The following is a 16,244-nucleotide window of genomic DNA, read 5'->3' as shown; positions in this document are numbered from 1 at the left end:
CTTCGACCAGAGATCATCGATCCAATTGTCGGCTCTCTTGCTGCGCGATCGTACTATCTAAAGATGTATTAGTTAAAAGTTGAAACGATAAGCGTTGTGGCGACAACGCGATCGTGCAATAGTTTCGTCGCTTACCCAATATCGTTTTCGTCAGTCAATTCTCTATTGGCAGTACCGCGAACCATCTCACGCAGGAGAGTTCGCGAGGAGAAGTGCATTGTAGCAATTGATTTTTCATCAATGATCGAGGGAGGCTGTGATGGCGTTGGTCCTCAAGAACAAGGACGGCTTCTGGTACTGGTCCGATGGAAATCCCTTAGACGCTACCTTCCCTGCCGCGCTCTACGGAAATGTAGACGGAGTATTCCTTCCCACCGATCCGACTTCACCGCCCAAGAGCGAAGTCGTATGCCCCCGGAGCATCAGTTTCACAGTGCCGGGCTCACCCGGAGCAGAAGTCACAGTTGTCGAAGATGGCGGCAACCTTGATTTCACGGTGACGATGCAGGGGCCGAAGGCCGATCTGTCGGGTCTGTTCTTTGATTTCACCAACGGAAAGCTGTCCAGCCTCCGGGTCACCGGCGATCCCGACATCACGCAGTTCGTGACCGGGGCCGGGAGCGTGATCAACCTGAAGAATGGCGTCAACATGAACGGCGCCAAGGTGCCGGCGTTCGACGTCGGGATGGAGTTCGGGCTGGCTGGTATCGGCAGCAATCATCTCGACATCCACTCAACCAGCTTCGTCCTGAGCGACGCTGCGCACGATTTGTCGATCGATGACCTTCACCCGACCGGTGAAACCGGAATCGTCGGCGTCAGGACGCTCAGTGTCGGCCAGAAACTCGAGACGGTCGCGCCCTTTGCACCGACGGCCACGCCCGACACGGTGACGACGCTGGAGGATCAATCAATCACCATTCCGGTCAGCGCGCTCGCGACTGACAAGAACAGCGGCGCGATCCTGAGTATTGGCGAAATCGGCACCGGCCCCGAGGGACCGCAGTATGGCACGGTGACCATTGCGCCCGACGGAAAGAGCCTGATCTATACGCCGACGACGCTTGACTATTACGTCGACGGCATTCTGACCGGCAACGAGGACGCGTTCCAGGTTTGTGTGACCGACAGTTTCGGCGGCGAGGTGACAAGCTTCGTCACTGTGAACGCCACGCCTGTGGCAGACCCACCGAAGGTTGTTGATCAAATTGCCGCGCCGCATGCCGGCGACGCCGCGACGCTGGTGCGGTTCGACGTCACCGTCACATCGGGTGATTTCGCGACGATCAACCAGATGTCGGACTACATCAAGAGCTTGAGCCTTTCGTTGACCGGCACCAACACCATCGGCATCACGGTGACTGACAGTGACGGCCTGTTGTCCGGTAACCTGATTACGCCTCCTGCGAACCAGGGGCAGTTCACGGACGAACTGCTGGTCTCATTGCCGGCCGGATCGACGTTCAGCGACACCCTGTCGCTGACCGGGACCAATGCCGAAGTCGAAAACACCGGCTCCCCGGCCACCGCGTCCACGACCATCACCCAGACGATTACCGCCGATACCGAAACCACGCTCGAAGATACGGCGATCACGATCCCGATCGGCAATCTGGTCGGCGGCGCCAATATGAGCATTACGGGGGTTGCTCCAGGGCCGCTCGGACCGAAATACGGCACGGTCACCATCGCGCCGGACGGACAGAGCCTCACATACACGCCGACGACGCTCGACGATTTCGTCAACGGGATTCCGACCGGAGATCAGGATGTCTTCCAGGTTTACTCATCCGATGGTGCGGGTAACAACGCGGTAACGCTGGTTACCGTGAACGAAACGCCGGTCGCGGACGCGCCCACCGTGAACGTGACTGTGCTCCCGATGCAACCGGGCGACCCGATCAACGAAGTCCGTCTGGAAATCACCTCCCAATCGGGTGACTTTGGGACCGTGAACCAGGGCTCGGATTTCATTCAGAGCATCGCGCTGAACTTGACCGGAACGACGGGCGCAACGTCCATCATAGACAAGCTCGGATTGCTGTCAGGCAATACCATCAATCTCGACCCGTCCAACCAGGGCAGTTTCCAGGACGAAGTCGACATCCTGATGCCAGCGGACACGTCCATCGTCGACTCCCTGGGGATCACCGCGACCGCAGCCGAGACCGAAAGCCCGACTGTATCCGCTTCGACCAGCACGAGCCAATCGATCGTGATCGACAACGCCCAATCCTCGACCGATCTGACGTTCCAGACCACCGGCCAAAGCATCTGGGATACCGGGGCAGCTTTCAGCAAGGACTTCAACACCGGATTCCTCGGTCTCGACAAGAACTACAGCACGTCGAAGAAAGCCGTGATCGGAACCCTTGGTGTCTCCACGACGATCGCCAGCGCCGGTGCCAACCTGCACGTCAGGGCCGGCGTTCAGGCGGACCTGAAGATCACCGCAGGCGACATCAGCGCCACGCTACCGTTCAACGTCGGGCTGGACTCCACCTATAACAAGACCACCGACACGATGCAGATCATGGCGACCGATGTGCAACTCGGCGGTGGACACTTCACCGCGCATGGGCCAAGCGGCTCATTCACCTTTGGGCTGGATCTTGGCCTTACGGCCGGCGCCCACGCCACCGTCTTCGGCACCGGCCCGAGCACACATGTGAGCGTCGGGTCGTTCACCAAGCCGGTGTTGGGCTTCAGCCTGAAGAGCAGCCAGCTCAGCACGACGATCGACCTGCCCGGCGGCGCACAGCTGACCCTGGCATTCCCCAATGTGAACACCAATGGCAGCAACGCCGGCCCCGGCACGATCTCCGGCACGGGGACCAGCAACGATATCGTGAACCTGTCGGGCGACCTCGTCGCGATCGCCAGCAACATCATCTTCGGCACCGACGTGACCGACATCAACATCGGTCCGTTGTCGATCGATGTCCTCGATCTGATTCTCGGGATCGGTCTGAATGTGGTGCAGAAGTTCGATCTTAACTCCTCCGGGTTGGTGCCTGCACTGGTCCTGGAAGATGGGACGGTCGAACCGTTGTCGTTCGGCACGCCGCTGACGATTCCGAATGCGTCAAGTCACGACTTCAACCACGACGGGAAGATCGAGTTCGGCCTTGGTCTGGTGCCGACGGCAACCTTGACGAACAACACCTCCCTTGGCGCCACGATGAACGCCTCGATCACTGCGCTCGCGCTTTCCGTCAGTCACATCGGCTCGTTCACCGCGTTCAAGGCCGGTACGACTGTGCAGCTCGGCACGTTCCCGCCGATCTACAACAAGACGTTCGCCTTGAACGGGTTCGGGCAACAGACCGTGACTCAGACCGTATAACCATCGCTGCGATTTACGGCTTAGCGCTGTGGACACCGTCAACGATGGAAAACCGGAGCCTGTATCAGTCCCACCCAGGACTGATACAGGGCTTGTGGCGCTCTGTCAGATCGCGCGACATCTGGGGATTCCGGCAAACCCGGTGACCTTGGGGCGCCACCACCTGGTGGCGGGCACGATCGCGGGCAAGGAGGATCTGATCCGTATCGCGCGGCGTCTCGGATTGCGCGCGCGGCTGGTGAAGACCAACTGGGACCGGCTCGAGAAGACGCCGCTTCCGGCAATTCTGGTCAACGGGAACGACCAGTTCGCCATCGTCAGCCGGGTCATTGACGGTCGCGCCGCCGTGCACGCCGCGGGGACGGCGCACCCGAATCTGCTGGAACGCTCGGATCTGGACACGGTCTGGACGGGTGAGCTGATCCTGCTGAGCAGACGGCTTTCGCCAGCGATGCTGGCCAATCGTTTTGATATCAGGTGGTTTCTGTCGGCGGTGCATCGGTATCGATATGCGCTTACCGAGGTGCTGATCGCGTCATTCTTCCTGCAACTGCTCGGCCTGGTCTCGCCGCTGTTCTTCCAGGTGGTGGTGGACAAGGTGCTGGTGCATCGCGGGCTGTCGACGCTCGACGTATTGATGATCGGCCTGGCATTTGTGTCGGTGTTCGAAGTGACGCTGGGTGCGTTGCGTACCTATATCTTCAGTCACACCACGAACCGCATCGATGTCGAACTGGGCGCGCGGCTGTTCGATCATCTTCTCGGCCTGCCGCTTTCCTACTTCGCCAATCGCCGTGTCGGCGACTCCGTCGCACGCGTGCGTGAACTGGAGAATATCCGCAATTTCATCACGGGTTCCGCGCTGACGCTGTCGATCGACCTGTTCTTCACCTTCATCTTCCTCGCGGTCATGTACCTCTACAGTCCGCTATTGACGTGGATCGTCATTGCCTCGCTGCCGGCATATCTGATCATCAGCGTGATCCTGACGCCGGTGCTGCGTCGCCGTCTCGATGAGAAATTCGCCCGTGGTGCCGACAATCAGGCCTTTCTGGTCGAGTCGGTCAGCGGCGCCGAAACCATCAAGGCGATGGCCGTCGAGCCGCAGATGCTGCGACGATGGGAAGATCAACTGTCGGGCTATGTCCGCGCCAGCTTCCGCGCACAGACCTTGGGAAATATCGGCGGTCAGATCGTCCAGTTCATCAACAAGTTCACCATCGTCGCCACGCTCTACCTGGGCGCAAAGGCGGTGATGGTGGGTGACCTTACCGTGGGCGAACTCGTCGCCTTCAACATGCTGGCCGGGCGAGTCGCCCAGCCGGTGTTACGCATTGCGCAGCTATGGCAGGATTTCCAGCAGACCAGGCTCTCGATCGCTCGCTTGGGCGATATTCTGAATACGCAGCGCGAGCCTGCCCAGACGGGTGCGGCCTCGCTACCGGCGATCAGGGGCGAGGTCCGGTTCGAGCATGTTACGTTCCGCTACGTGGCGAACGGGCCAGCAGTGCTCTCCGATGTCTCGCTACATGTGGCACCGGGGCAGGTCATCGGCATCGTCGGGCCATCGGGATCGGGAAAATCCACACTCGCCAAGCTGGTGCAGCGCCTCTATACGCCGGAGTCCGGTCGCGTGCTGATCGACGGGGTCGACCTCAGCATGGTCGATACTGCCTGGTTACGTCACCAAATCGGCATCGTGCTGCAGGACAACGTTCTGTTCAACCGCTCGGTGCGCGAGAATATCGCGCTGGCCGATCCGGGCGCGCCGATCGAGCAGATCATTCGCGCCGCGACCTTGTCGGGAGCGCATGATTTCATCGTCGAGCTGCCGCAAGGCTACGACACGACGATCGGCGAACGCGGCGCATCCTTGTCGGGCGGTCAGCGGCAACGCATTGCGATCGCCCGCGCGCTGATGGCAAATCCGCGGATCCTGATCTTCGACGAAGCAACCAGCGCGCTGGATTATGAAAGCGAGCGTGTCATCCAGGAGAACATGCGTCGCATCGCAGCTGGCCGGACGGTGCTTGTCATCGCCCATCGGCTCTCGACCGTCCGCGGTGCCGACAGTCTGATCACGCTCGACCACGGACGAAAGGTGGAAGAAGGCACGCACGAAGAGCTGCTCCGTCGGTCGGGACGCTACGCCCATCTCTATCGGCTCCAGTCGGGGATCTCCAATGCGGTCTAACGGAGCCTCGGCTGCTGATCACAAGGCCGGTGAGGTGGTGCTCTTTCAGCGCCGCTCGGCGCAGCGCCGGGCCTCTGAGCGGGAGTTCCTGCCCAGTGCACTCGAGGTGATCGAAACCCCGGCGTCACCGGCCGGTCATCTGATGATCGGAACGATCGTCTTGCTGGTGACGGTGGCGGTGATCTGGGCCTGCCTTGGCAAGGTGGACATCATTGCAGTGGCGAACGGACGGTTGATCCCGGCCGGAGAGGTGAAGCTGATCCAGCCGCTCGAAATCGGAGTGGTGAAGCGGATCGCGATCAGCGAAGGCGATGTTGTCCGCCGTGGCGATGTGTTGGTCGAGCTCGATCCGACCGCCACCGCTGCGGATGTCGACCGGATTGCACGGGATCAGATGCAGGCGAGGTTGGATGCGGTACGGTTGTCCGCACAACTCGCCGGAGACGCTGAGGCCTTCGTTGCGCCAACGGACGCGGACCCGGCGCTGGTCAATGCGCAGAAGCGTCAAATGTTGACCGAGTTGGCACAGCACCACGCCAAGCTCGACGGGATCGATCAGCAAGTCCTGGCCAAGGTGGCGGAGCGGGACGAGTCGAAGGCAACCATTGCCAAGATCGACGCGACGCTGCCCCTGCTCGACGAGAAGGTGCGGATGTACCGGGAGCTCCTGGAAAAGAGCCTGACGTCAAAGGTCAACCTGCTGGAGTCCGAGCGGCAGTTGGTTGAGGCAAAGCATACCCGGATTGCGACCGAGCACCACGTCGAAGCGACGGTTGCGCAGATCGCCGCGTTGATCCAGCAGCGGAAGCAAACGGAAGAGGAGTTGCGGGATCAGGACATCAAGGAGCTGGCGAAGGCGAACCAGACTGCGGCCCAGCTGTCACAGGACAGCATCAAGGCCCGGCAACGCAGCGGGTTGCAGACCCTCAGGTCACCGGTTGATGGAACGGTAGAACAGCTGTCGGTCCACACGGTCGGCGGCGTCGTAACGCCGGCCCAGACGCTGATGGTCGTGGTTCCTCGTGGCTCGAAGCTGGAGGTCGAAGCGACTCTTCCGAACCGCGAGGTGGGGTTCGTCGAAGTGGGGCAGCAAGCCGAGATCAAGGTCGAGACCTTCAACTACACGCGTTACGGTCTCCTCCACGGCAATGTCCGGCTCGTCGGCCGTGACGCCTTGCGCTACACGCGCTCGTCTTCCGATCCATCTGACAAAGATCCGTTTGCGGCGAAACAGCAGGGTGCAGGGAGTCCTTCCGAGCGGGAATCCTCCTACATGGTTCGCATTGCGCTGAAGGAGACCACGATCGGTACGGAACAGGGGGAAATGCAGCTGGGGCCCGGCATGGGGGTGACGGCGGAGATCAAGACCGGGCAGCGGCGCGTGATTGAGTATGTGCTGTCGCCGATCATGCGCTACAGACATGAGAGCTTGCGCGAGCGATGAGTGGGGCCTCACCAGGGGCAGCCATGACAGGCGCGGCGCTTGGTCCCGCCGAAGAATTCCGTGCGAGACTTGCCAGGTTGTTCGACGAGAACGAGGGTTTCCGCAGCCAGATGACGGAGATCGTCGACGTTCTCTCGGCTGCGGTCGCTGCTCACAAATCGGGAGACCTGGCCGAGGCCGAGGCGGGATATCGCAACGTCCTGGCAAGACTGCCCGACCATCCCCAGGCGCTGCACATGCTGGGCGCCATCGAACTGCAACGCGGCGACGTCCGACGCGCAATCGACCTGATCCGGCGCTCGATCAAGGTTCATCCCGGCCATCCCGAGGCATGGGTCAATCTCGGCAGCGCCTTGCGGACGATCCATGAGAATGACGAGGCGATCGGTGCGTATCAGCACGCTATTAGGCTCAAGCAGGACATGGTCCTGGCATATACTGAACTTGCGAGGTTGTTGTCGGACATCGGTCGCTATGAAGCGGCGGTGTCCTACTGTGAGGCGGCGGTCGCAATCGCCCCCACTTCCATGCCGGCGCAGATTCACCTTGCCATCACGCTAAGATCCGCCGGGCGATTGCAAGACGCCACGCGTCGCTGGTCCAAGATCATAGCTCTGTCCCCGAACCGGGCGGAATCGTACTACGTTCTGGGAAGCCAGTTTCGAGATATGGGGCAATTGCCGGAGGCATTGCGCTGTCACAACAAGGCGCTGTCCTTGAAGCCGGACATTCCGGAATTCTTGTGCGCCAAAGGTGCCACGCTGATCTATCTGAACCAGGCCGACGAGGCGCTGGTGTGTTTCCAGCGCGCCGAGACCATCTCGCCTGGCCTGCCTGACGCCCTGGCTGGAATCGGCTGGGCACTGCGATCGCTCGGCCGGTTCGAAGAGGCTGACAGCTATTCCGGCAAGGTTCGCGCACTCAATCCGGGCGATTTGCGGTCATACAAGCACGTATCCAGCGAGGGCTCCGCGCTCGAGATGGAAGACGAGCAACGCCTTGCCGATGCGCTGGAGCAGCCCGACACAAGCATAGACGGGCGGATCACCGCAGGGTTCGGCCTCGGACGTCTGCTGGACAAGAGCGGACGATACGATGAGGCGTTCGCGCGGTATTCAGCTGCAAACGGCCTGGTTCGCGGGATTTGGCCCAAGATGGCGGATTTGTTCGACAAGGACGCCTTCGCCGCCCGCGTCGAGCAATTGATCGAACGCTATCGCGATCGATCCTGCATCGAAGCGACGGACTTCAGCAACATGTCGGAATTGCCGGTATTCGTCGTCGGCATGCCGAGGTCGGGCACGACGCTGGTGGAGCAGATCTGCGCCAGCCATTCGCGTGTATTCGGTGCGGGTGAACTCGGTGATGTCATCCGGATGGACGGCGTCTTGAGCCGCTCCGATATTGCCGGCGCCACGCAAGCCTTTCATGACACAGCACGGAAGCTTGCGAAGGAGCATATCGTCAAGCTGTACGGTGATGCGAAAGGTGCTCATCGCGTCGTCGATAAAATGCCGGACAACATTCTTCACGTGGGTCTTGTCGCGCAGCTGTATCCCCGGGCTCGAATCGTCCTGTGCAGCCGTGATGATCGCGACACCGCATTGTCCTGCTATTTTCAGATGTTCGCGCCTGGTGCGCAGCATTTTTCCTACGACCTTGCGGACTGCGGCCACAGGGCGCGGCTGATCAGGCGTCTGGCCCGGCACTGGATCGGTCTGTTGCCCGATCGGATGATCGAAATGAACTACGAAACCTTGACCGAGGATCTCGAAGGTCAAAGCCGACGCCTGATCAGGTTTCTCGGCTTGGACTGGGAGCCGGCCTGCATGAACTTTCACTTGACCGAGCGGCCGGTGTCGACCCTGAGCTACTGGCAGGTTCGGCAACCGCTTTATCAGAGCTCAGTCGGGCGGTGGCGGAATTATGAGAAGCACCTCGATCCCCTATTCACGGCGTTGACCCGGCATGAGTGACGAATTCGCCATGTGGATCGAGGAGACGCCAGCGACCGCTCCATCGTCCAACGATATTCAAGTCCTGCTGAAGGATGCGATTGAGGCGTACACCGATGGTCGAGGGGATGATGCCGAGCGACGGGCTCGCGAGATCCTGGTCCAGCAGCCAGACCACCTTGCCGGTCTGCAGATACTGACTGCCGTGGCCGGACAAACCGGCCGATTGCCGTTCGCGCTTCGAATCGCGAAGCGCGCTGCATCATTGCATCCGAACCTTGCGTCGGCCCATGTTCAACTGGCTAACCTGCTTCGCGAGGACGGTGATCTTGCCGGAGCGGCCAACGAGCTCGATCTCGCACTGGGACTTCAGCCTGATAGCGCCGAAGCGCATAACGACCGTGGACTCGTCCATCTGGCGGAGAGCCAGTTCGAGCGAGCCATCGATTGCTTCACCGAGGCCCTGCGGATCAATCCATCGTCCGGGTTAACACACTACAACATGGGGCTTGCACTGGAGGCACTAGGGTCGCTGCCCGCTGCGATGGAACGGTATCGAGAAGCCGCCCGGTTGCGGCCGAATCTCGTGGAAGCACACTTCAAGCTCGGTCTGTTGCTGGAGGAGGAGGGCTACCGCAAACGTGCCATCGAATGCCTGCGTGCCGCTGCTGCGCTCAGACCCGGCACTGCCTTCGCGTTGCTGTGCGAGGCCAGGATACTTGGCTTCGAGGGCGATGATTCGGCGTCGGAGGAACTTGTCAGACGGGCGATCTCGCTCGAACCGCGCAAGAGCGATGCGCATGCCATGCTCGGTACAATCCTGATGCAGCAGGGTCGCTTCGATGAAGCGTCCGCATCATTCGACCTGGCGAGCGCGCTGAACGCTCACGACATACTGGGGCCTGTTGGCCTGGTCGAGGTGAAGCGGCTCTCCGATGCCGATCGCCCCTTGATCGGCCAGCTGGAGCGCAAGTTAGGAAATCCGGCTATCACCGGACACGAGGCGGCGCTGGTCCATTTCGCGTTGGGCAAGGGCTATGACGATATCGGTGACTACGGTCGTGCCATCGAGCATTTCGACAAAGCGAACGCGCTGAAAAAGCGCGTCAAGAACAAGCACTACAATCCCGCCGCGCACGGCGAGCTCGTCGACCGGTTGATCCGGCGTTTCACGCCACAATTCTTTGCCGGCAACCAGGACGCCGCGCACGAGTGGGACGCGCCGGTGCTGATCGTCGGAATGCCACGCTCCGGCACGACCTTGGTCGAACAGATACTGTCGAGCCATCCCGAAGTCATCGCGGGTGGCGAGCTGAGCTTTTGGCCCGATCGTGCGGCAGAATTCGGAGTGGACCGTGAAGGCAGGATCGATCCGGCCTGGATCCGGGAAACGCAAGCAGCATATCAGACGAGGCTGAAGCAAATCTCTGTCACAGCGCAGAGGATCACCGACAAGCTGCCGCAGAACGTCCACAACGTCGGACTGCTGTATGCAACCTTCCCCAGGGCACGCGTCATCCATTGTCGCCGCGATCCCATCGATACCTGCCTTTCGGTCTACTTCAACAACTTTGCGAATGGCATGGACTTCTCGTTCGATCGGCAATGGATTGTCGACTATTACCAGCAATATGCCCGGCTGACCGAGCATTGGCGGAACGTGCTGCCGCCGGCATTTCTAATGGAGATCAACTATGAGGATGTGGTCGCGGCTCCCGAGCCTGTCATACGACGGATCATTGATTTTTGTGGCCTGCAATGGAACGACGCCTGTCTGCGGCCGGAGCGGAACCAGCGCGTGATCAAGACCGCAAGCCTGTGGCAGGCGCGGCAGCCGATCTATCGGACTTCGGTCTCTCGGTGGCAACGATATGAACCCTGGCTTGGCGCCTTTGACAGCCTGCCGCGACAGACGAACGTCAGGATGGGTGCCTCGTGAAGCGGGCCACCGATCAGCATCCGGCTACGGTTCTGTATCTTCCAAGAGGAACGAGATGCGCAAGATATTGATCATGGGACTGCCCGGCGCGGGCAAGACCACACTGGCAAAAGCCCTTGCACCACTGCTCAATGCCGTCGTGTTCAATGCGGACGCCGTGCGGGAGAACCTGTCACGCGATCTCGGCTTTAGTCACGATGACCGCGTGGAGCACGCCAGGCGGATGGGATGGATGTGCGATCGCGTGGTCGAGGCGGGTGGTACGGTGATTGCTGATTTCGTCTGTCCGACAGAAGAGACGCGAGCGGCTTTTGGAAGCGCATTTGTCATCTGGGTCGATCGCATCGATGCCGGGCGCTTCGAAGATACCAACCGCATGTTCGTTGTTCCCGGCGACTGCGATCTCCGCGTGAACGGAAATGGGACGCCGCAATTCTGGGCAGAGCAGGTCCTTGCCAGATTACGTCCACCGTTCGATCCACGGAAGCCGACCGCACTCTTCATCGGGCGTTACCAACCGTTCCATGCAGGCCACCGCCGACTGATTGAGGAAGGCATCCGGCGTGTTGGACAAGTATGCGTGGCCGTGCGCGATACACACGGAACCGACGAAAAGAATCCGTTCTCGTTTTCTGAGATCAGGCAGCGCATCGAAGCCGGCCTTGCAGACCACGTCGGCCGCTTCGTCGTGGTCGCGCTGCCGAACATCACCAACGTGCTCTACGGGCGAGACGTCGGATATGCCGTGGAGAAGTTGGTGCTGGATGAGCGCACCGAGGCAATCTCGGCGAGCGAAGTGCGGCGCTTGATGAGCTGCTCTCGATAACGAGCGCGGCGAACCATCAAAGCGCCGCCCAGCCGCTACTTCAGCATCGCCGCGACGTTGTCCTTTGTTACCACGTCGAGGCCGGTGTGGATGATCTCCGGCACCTTCTGGCCCTTCTTGATGGCAAGAAGCGTGTCCATCGCCTTCTCGCCCATCTCGAACGGCCGCTGGCCGATCAGCGCATTGGCATAGCCTTCGTTCAGGAGTTCCAGCTGCATCTTGAGGGTATCGGCGACGACGAGCGTGAATTTTCCGGCGTCGATGTCCTTCTTGCTCTTGCTGGCGAATGCCTTGAAGCCTTCCGGCGCGAACATCGGCCAGCCACCGACCGGGATGATCGCCGCAAGGTCGGGTGTTGCGGTGCGCAGATCGGTCATCTGCTGGACGCCCAGCGCGGGGTCGTCATTACAGAAGGTCGGCGATCCGCCGACCTCGGTCCACTTCGAGCCCTTGAGTGCCTCTCGAACGCCGTCGACGCGCTCAGCGAGGTTCGCCGCACCCGGTCCGCCGGAGATCATCGCGTATTTGCCGCCGTCGGGCCGAAGCTTCAACAACTGCTTGCCGAGCGCTGTGCCGAACTCCTTGTTGTCGGTGCCGATATAGGCAATCCGTTTCGAGCCAGGTGCGTCGGAGTCGAATGTGATGACGGCAATGCCGGCGGCGGTTGCCGCCTCGATCGACTTGGTCATGGCGGCAACGTCGGCGACCGAGATGGCGAGGCCGTCAACTTTCTGGGTGATGAAGTCCTGGATGATCTGAGCTTGCGTCGCCGGCTCGTGCTCGACGGGACCTTTGTAGATGCATTCGATGTTGCCGAGCTCCTTGGCTCGCTTCTGGCAGCCGTCGCGCGCGAAGTCGAAGAACGGATTGTTCATCGCTTTCGGCACGATCACGAATTTGTAGCTCTGCGCAAAGCCGGGCGTCGCCATCATGGCGAGCACCGCGGCGGCAAGAAGTGCCTTCCTCATTCTTTCCCTCCGCATTCTTATGTGCCTATCCGTTCAGGCGTCGGCTCCGGGAGGCGGATAGGCGGACATTGACGATCCTCCAGGACGAATTTGTCAGGCCATGCGCGAGCGAAGGCGATCGACCAGCACCGCCGCGATGATGATCACGCCCACCAGGGTCTGCTGCCAGTAGGAGTTGACCTGTGCCAGCACGAGGCCGTTGCGGATCACCTCCAGCAGCACGCAGCCGACGATGGCCCCGAGCGGGCCACCGGCGCCGCCGGCAAGATTGGCGCCGCCGATCACGGCGGCCGCGATGACGTTGAGCTCGTAGGAGGTCGCCATGTTGGCCGGCGCGGATCCGAGCCAGCCGCAGACGATGATGCCCTGCAGGCCGGCCGCGAGAGCGCAGATCACGTAGACCTCGATCTTGACGCGCACCACCGAAATGCCGGTCAACGCCGCCGCCTTCTCGTTGCCGCCGAGGGCAAAGACGTGGCGGCCGAAGCCGGTGTGATGCAGCACGACCGCCATCGCCGCGGCGAGCACCACGAGGTAGATGAAGGGCGCGGGCATACCGAACACGACGCCCGATGTCAGCTTGTAGAAGGAATCGGCGTCGGGCCCGCTGGGAAAGCTGCCCCGGCCGTTGGAGACGACGTAGCCAAGGCCGCGTACGATCGAGAGCATGCCGAGCGTGGTGACGAAGGGCGACAGTCCGAGCGCTGCGATGCAGAAGCCATTGACAAGGCCGACCACGAGCGCAACGCCTAGCCCTGCCAGGATCGAGACCAGCAGGATCAGCCCGGGCATGTTGGCGATCACGGTCTTGCCGTCAGGCGCAAGATGCACGAACCAGTCCGCGCCCGGCATGCCCGGCGTCGAGATGGACGTCATGACCATCGAGTGATCATCGCGGAGAAGCACATCACCGAGCCCACCGAGAGGTCAATGCCACCCGTGATGATGACGAGGGTTACGCCGAGCGTGGCGATGGCGATGAAGGAAAAGTTCTTCGCCACATTCTGCAGATTACCTTGGGTGAGGAAGTAAGGGCTGGCGAAGTTCATCACCACGAACAGCGCCACCAGCGTCAGCAGGACGTAGCCGGTCTGCGAGGCGAAGAAGCCGCTTCGCCACCATTGGGTCTTGCCGACATTGGTGAAGGTGAGGGGAGATTCCACGGGCGTGGCCATCACGCAGCCTCCTTCGCTCCCGTGATCAGGGAGGTGACTTCCTCGGGGCTGGTGTCGCCGATCGACTTGTCGGCGCGCTTCTCGCCGCGCCGCATGACGACGACGCGATCGCAGACCGCGAACACGTCGGGCATGCGGTGCGAGATCAGCATGACGGCGACGCCCTGTTCCTTCAGGCGATGGATCAGGCCCAGGACCTGCTCGACCTGGCGGACCGAGATTGCGGCCGTCGGCTCGTCCATCATGACGAGCTTGGCGTTGGAGAGCCGGGTCCGCGCGATCGCGACCGCCTGGCGCTGGCCGCCCGACATCTGCTTGACGAGATCGTGCGGCCGGGTTTCCGAGCGCAGCTCGCCGAACAGCTCCAGCGCACGCGCGGCCATCGCCTTGTGGTCGAGAAGCGCGAACGGACCAAGCTTGCGCTTGAGCTCACGGCCGAGGAATACGTTGGCCGCTGCCGTGAGATTGTCGGCGAGCGCGAGGTCCTGATAGACCACTTCGATCCCGACCGCGCGGGCATCGATCGGACGGGCGAATTGCACCGGCTTGCCGTCGAAGCGGATCTCGCCGTGGCTTGGCGGGAAGTTGCCGGCGATGATCTTGACCAGCGTCGACTTGCCGGCGCCGTTGTCGCCCATCAGGCCGACAACTTCGCCGGGAGAGATACGCAGGTCGACGCCATGCAAAGCACGAATGGCGCCGAACTCCTTGCCAATACCCTTCAGCTCCAGGACTGCCAGCCCGGCGTCGTGAGGGGTCACCATGGCTGGCCTCGCTCAGGCATGCTGGCAACACCTTCGGCTCAGAAGTGCACCAGCGTGCGCAGACCAAGCACCCAGGCGTTCTCGGTCTTGACGCCTGCAGCGTTGTAGCCGCGTCCGCCAGGATTGATCACATACTGGGCGTCGAACTTGAGGTTCATCCAGCCGGTCGCCTGCCAGCCGTACCAGGCCTCGATCGGCACTTCATTGCCGCCGGCATTCGGGGTGAGCGCGGCCGAATTCACGTGGGTCGTACCCACTGCGAAGCCGACTTCGTCTTCAGGGCGCCAGGAGAACGTTCCGGTGTGCCTGACGCCCAGGGCGACCTGGTAGTCCTGATACGACGTCCGATGATCGGCGACCGTCGTATTGAGGAACATGTACCAACCCTGTGCCTTTGCACCGTCGACGGTCAGCCGCTGCAGGATCGACTCATAAACGCCATAGCGGCCGCGCTGATCTCCGAGATTCTGGCCCGGGACACCATCGACGCCGGGGATAGCCGCAATGATGCCCGGCAGGCCGCCGTCAATCGTCGAAGCGCTGTCATACCAGCCGCCGAATCTCCAGGTTCCGTTCAAGGGACCGCTCGGCGCCCAGACCACCTCGACCGGCACCAGCACGCCGGAGGCCCGGCTCGAGCCGGGGACGCCCGGCAGGAAGTAGGTCGCGGAATCCGACGTCGTCAGATAATTCGGATTGGCGTCGTAGACGCCGACCGACAGCTGCCATTCCTTGGCGAAGTTGTAGTGGGCCACACCGGCCCATTGGCTCACCGGCCAATTGTAGATGTAGCCACCCTGGATGTTGCCGGGCTGGCCGCCGCAGAAGGTCAGGTTGATGAACTCGCACAGGCCGAAGAAGAAGTCGGAGCCGACCGGCAGACGGCCGCCCTTTAGTTCGAGGCGGTCATCGAACAGCTTTTGCGAGTAGTAGAGTTCTGTGAGGCGCAGGATATTGCCGCGGCCGAACACTTCGTTAGTCAGCTGCAAGGCCGGAATGCCTGCGTCGTCGTTCAGATTGTGGCCGAAGCGGTCGACCAACGTGAGGCCGACGGTGCCGCCCTGGATGCCGGCGAGCTTCGCCATGTCAAACTTTGCCTGGAAGAACAGCTGTCCGGCGTTAGCCCCGACATTCTTGTTGCCGCCCGAAAGATTGCCTACCGCTTCATCGCCCAACGTCAGGGCCAGCGAGATGCCCCATTCCTTGAGCTGCGTTCTGCCGAGATCGCCGAACAGATACGGTCTCGTCCAGAAATCATCGGTTTCCGTGTAAGGCACAGGCGGAGCCTTCGTTAACAGATCGGCAGCATGTGCGCCGCCGCCGAACAGAGATAACAAGGCGATCCCCACGCCGCACGCCCGCGCGGTGCTTTCAGACCAAAGTGACATTTTCTGCACTCCCAGCGTCCCCGGCTTTGTCGATTTTCGTGTCGCGTCCCCGCCCAAAGCCCTTCAGCCGGAACGCGCTCCGTTCAGTGCATGGAACTTTCAACGTTAGATAGAAAACTCAAGCACACCAAAGCCTTCGAGGCGGCGGTGAGCCCGAGCTGCGGCCGCCCTCGGGCCGCAGCGCCGACCTGCACGCGAGCGCCGTGTGCTTCATCGGTCATGCGCATCGAACTTCTCCCCTTGGT

The 16,244-nt window shown here is 61.5% G+C and carries 10 protein-coding genes and 1 pseudogene; 6 read left to right on the top strand and 5 right to left on the bottom strand.

Going from position 1 to position 16,244, the window contains the following annotated elements; all coding sequences use genetic code 11:
* The first annotated feature begins 259 nt into the window (after positions 1-259).
* The 6 genes from ALC15_RS23295 to ALC15_RS42070 are packed head-to-tail and all read left to right on the top strand — an operon-like array spanning position 260 to position 11,704.
* Positions 260-3,346 (top strand): beta strand repeat-containing protein, encoded by a 3,087-nt coding sequence (locus tag ALC15_RS23295; protein WP_128089562.1) that lies wholly within the window; start codon positions 260-262, stop codon positions 3,344-3,346.
* Between the two features lie 28 nt (positions 3,347-3,374).
* On the top strand, positions 3,375-5,540 hold the full coding sequence (locus tag ALC15_RS23290; RefSeq protein ID WP_050629272.1) for a type I secretion system permease/ATPase: 2,166 nt from the start codon (positions 3,375-3,377) through the stop codon (positions 5,538-5,540).
* A gap of 34 nt (positions 5,541-5,574) precedes the next feature.
* Positions 5,575-6,984, top strand: coding sequence for an HlyD family type I secretion periplasmic adaptor subunit (locus ALC15_RS23285; RefSeq protein WP_210168599.1), 1,410 nt, complete (start codon positions 5,575-5,577; stop codon positions 6,982-6,984).
* Positions 6,985-7,007: 23 nt separating this feature from the next.
* On the top strand, positions 7,008-8,960 hold the full coding sequence (locus ALC15_RS23280) for a tetratricopeptide repeat-containing sulfotransferase family protein (protein WP_162240506.1): 1,953 nt from the start codon (positions 7,008-7,010) through the stop codon (positions 8,958-8,960).
* On the top strand, positions 8,953-10,878 hold the full coding sequence (locus tag ALC15_RS23270) for a tetratricopeptide repeat-containing sulfotransferase family protein (protein WP_094194043.1): 1,926 nt from the start codon (positions 8,953-8,955) through the stop codon (positions 10,876-10,878). Before ALC15_RS23280 ends, ALC15_RS23270 begins: the two co-directional genes overlap by 8 nt.
* A gap of 55 nt (positions 10,879-10,933) precedes the next feature.
* A complete protein-coding gene (locus ALC15_RS42070; RefSeq protein WP_050629267.1) occupies positions 10,934-11,704 on the top strand; it encodes an adenylyl-sulfate kinase in 771 nt (256 codons plus the stop codon).
* Between the two features lie 35 nt (positions 11,705-11,739).
* Here the strand turns inward: ALC15_RS42070 and ALC15_RS23260 are convergent, their stop codons facing one another.
* From ALC15_RS23260 to ALC15_RS45500, 5 genes and pseudogenes are all read right to left on the bottom strand, one after another.
* Complete coding sequence (locus ALC15_RS23260) at positions 11,740-12,672, bottom strand: sugar-binding protein (RefSeq protein WP_050629266.1); 933 nt, start codon at positions 12,670-12,672, stop codon at positions 11,740-11,742.
* Between the two features lie 93 nt (positions 12,673-12,765).
* Positions 12,766-13,847, bottom strand: a pseudogene (locus ALC15_RS23255) (ABC transporter permease).
* Entirely contained in the window at positions 13,847-14,611 is a 765-nt protein-coding gene (locus ALC15_RS23250; RefSeq protein WP_050629265.1) for an ATP-binding cassette domain-containing protein, read from the bottom strand. Before ALC15_RS23250 ends, ALC15_RS23255 begins: the two are co-directional and overlap by 1 nt.
* A 38-nt stretch (positions 14,612-14,649) precedes the next feature.
* Positions 14,650-15,999 (bottom strand): carbohydrate porin, encoded by a 1,350-nt coding sequence (locus ALC15_RS23245; RefSeq protein WP_050629264.1) that lies wholly within the window; start codon positions 15,997-15,999, stop codon positions 14,650-14,652.
* An 83-nt stretch (positions 16,000-16,082) separates the two neighbouring features.
* A complete protein-coding gene (locus ALC15_RS45500) occupies positions 16,083-16,226 on the bottom strand; it encodes a hypothetical protein (protein ID WP_158226457.1) in 144 nt (47 codons plus the stop codon).
* Positions 16,227-16,244 lie beyond the last annotated feature (18 nt).

The organism is Bradyrhizobium viridifuturi (assembly GCF_001238275.1).
In the GTDB taxonomy this organism is placed as follows: Bacteria; Pseudomonadota; Alphaproteobacteria; order Rhizobiales; family Xanthobacteraceae; genus Bradyrhizobium; species Bradyrhizobium viridifuturi.
The sequence above is the reverse complement of the archived record's forward strand: the minus strand, read 5'-3'. Positions and strand labels throughout refer to the sequence as shown.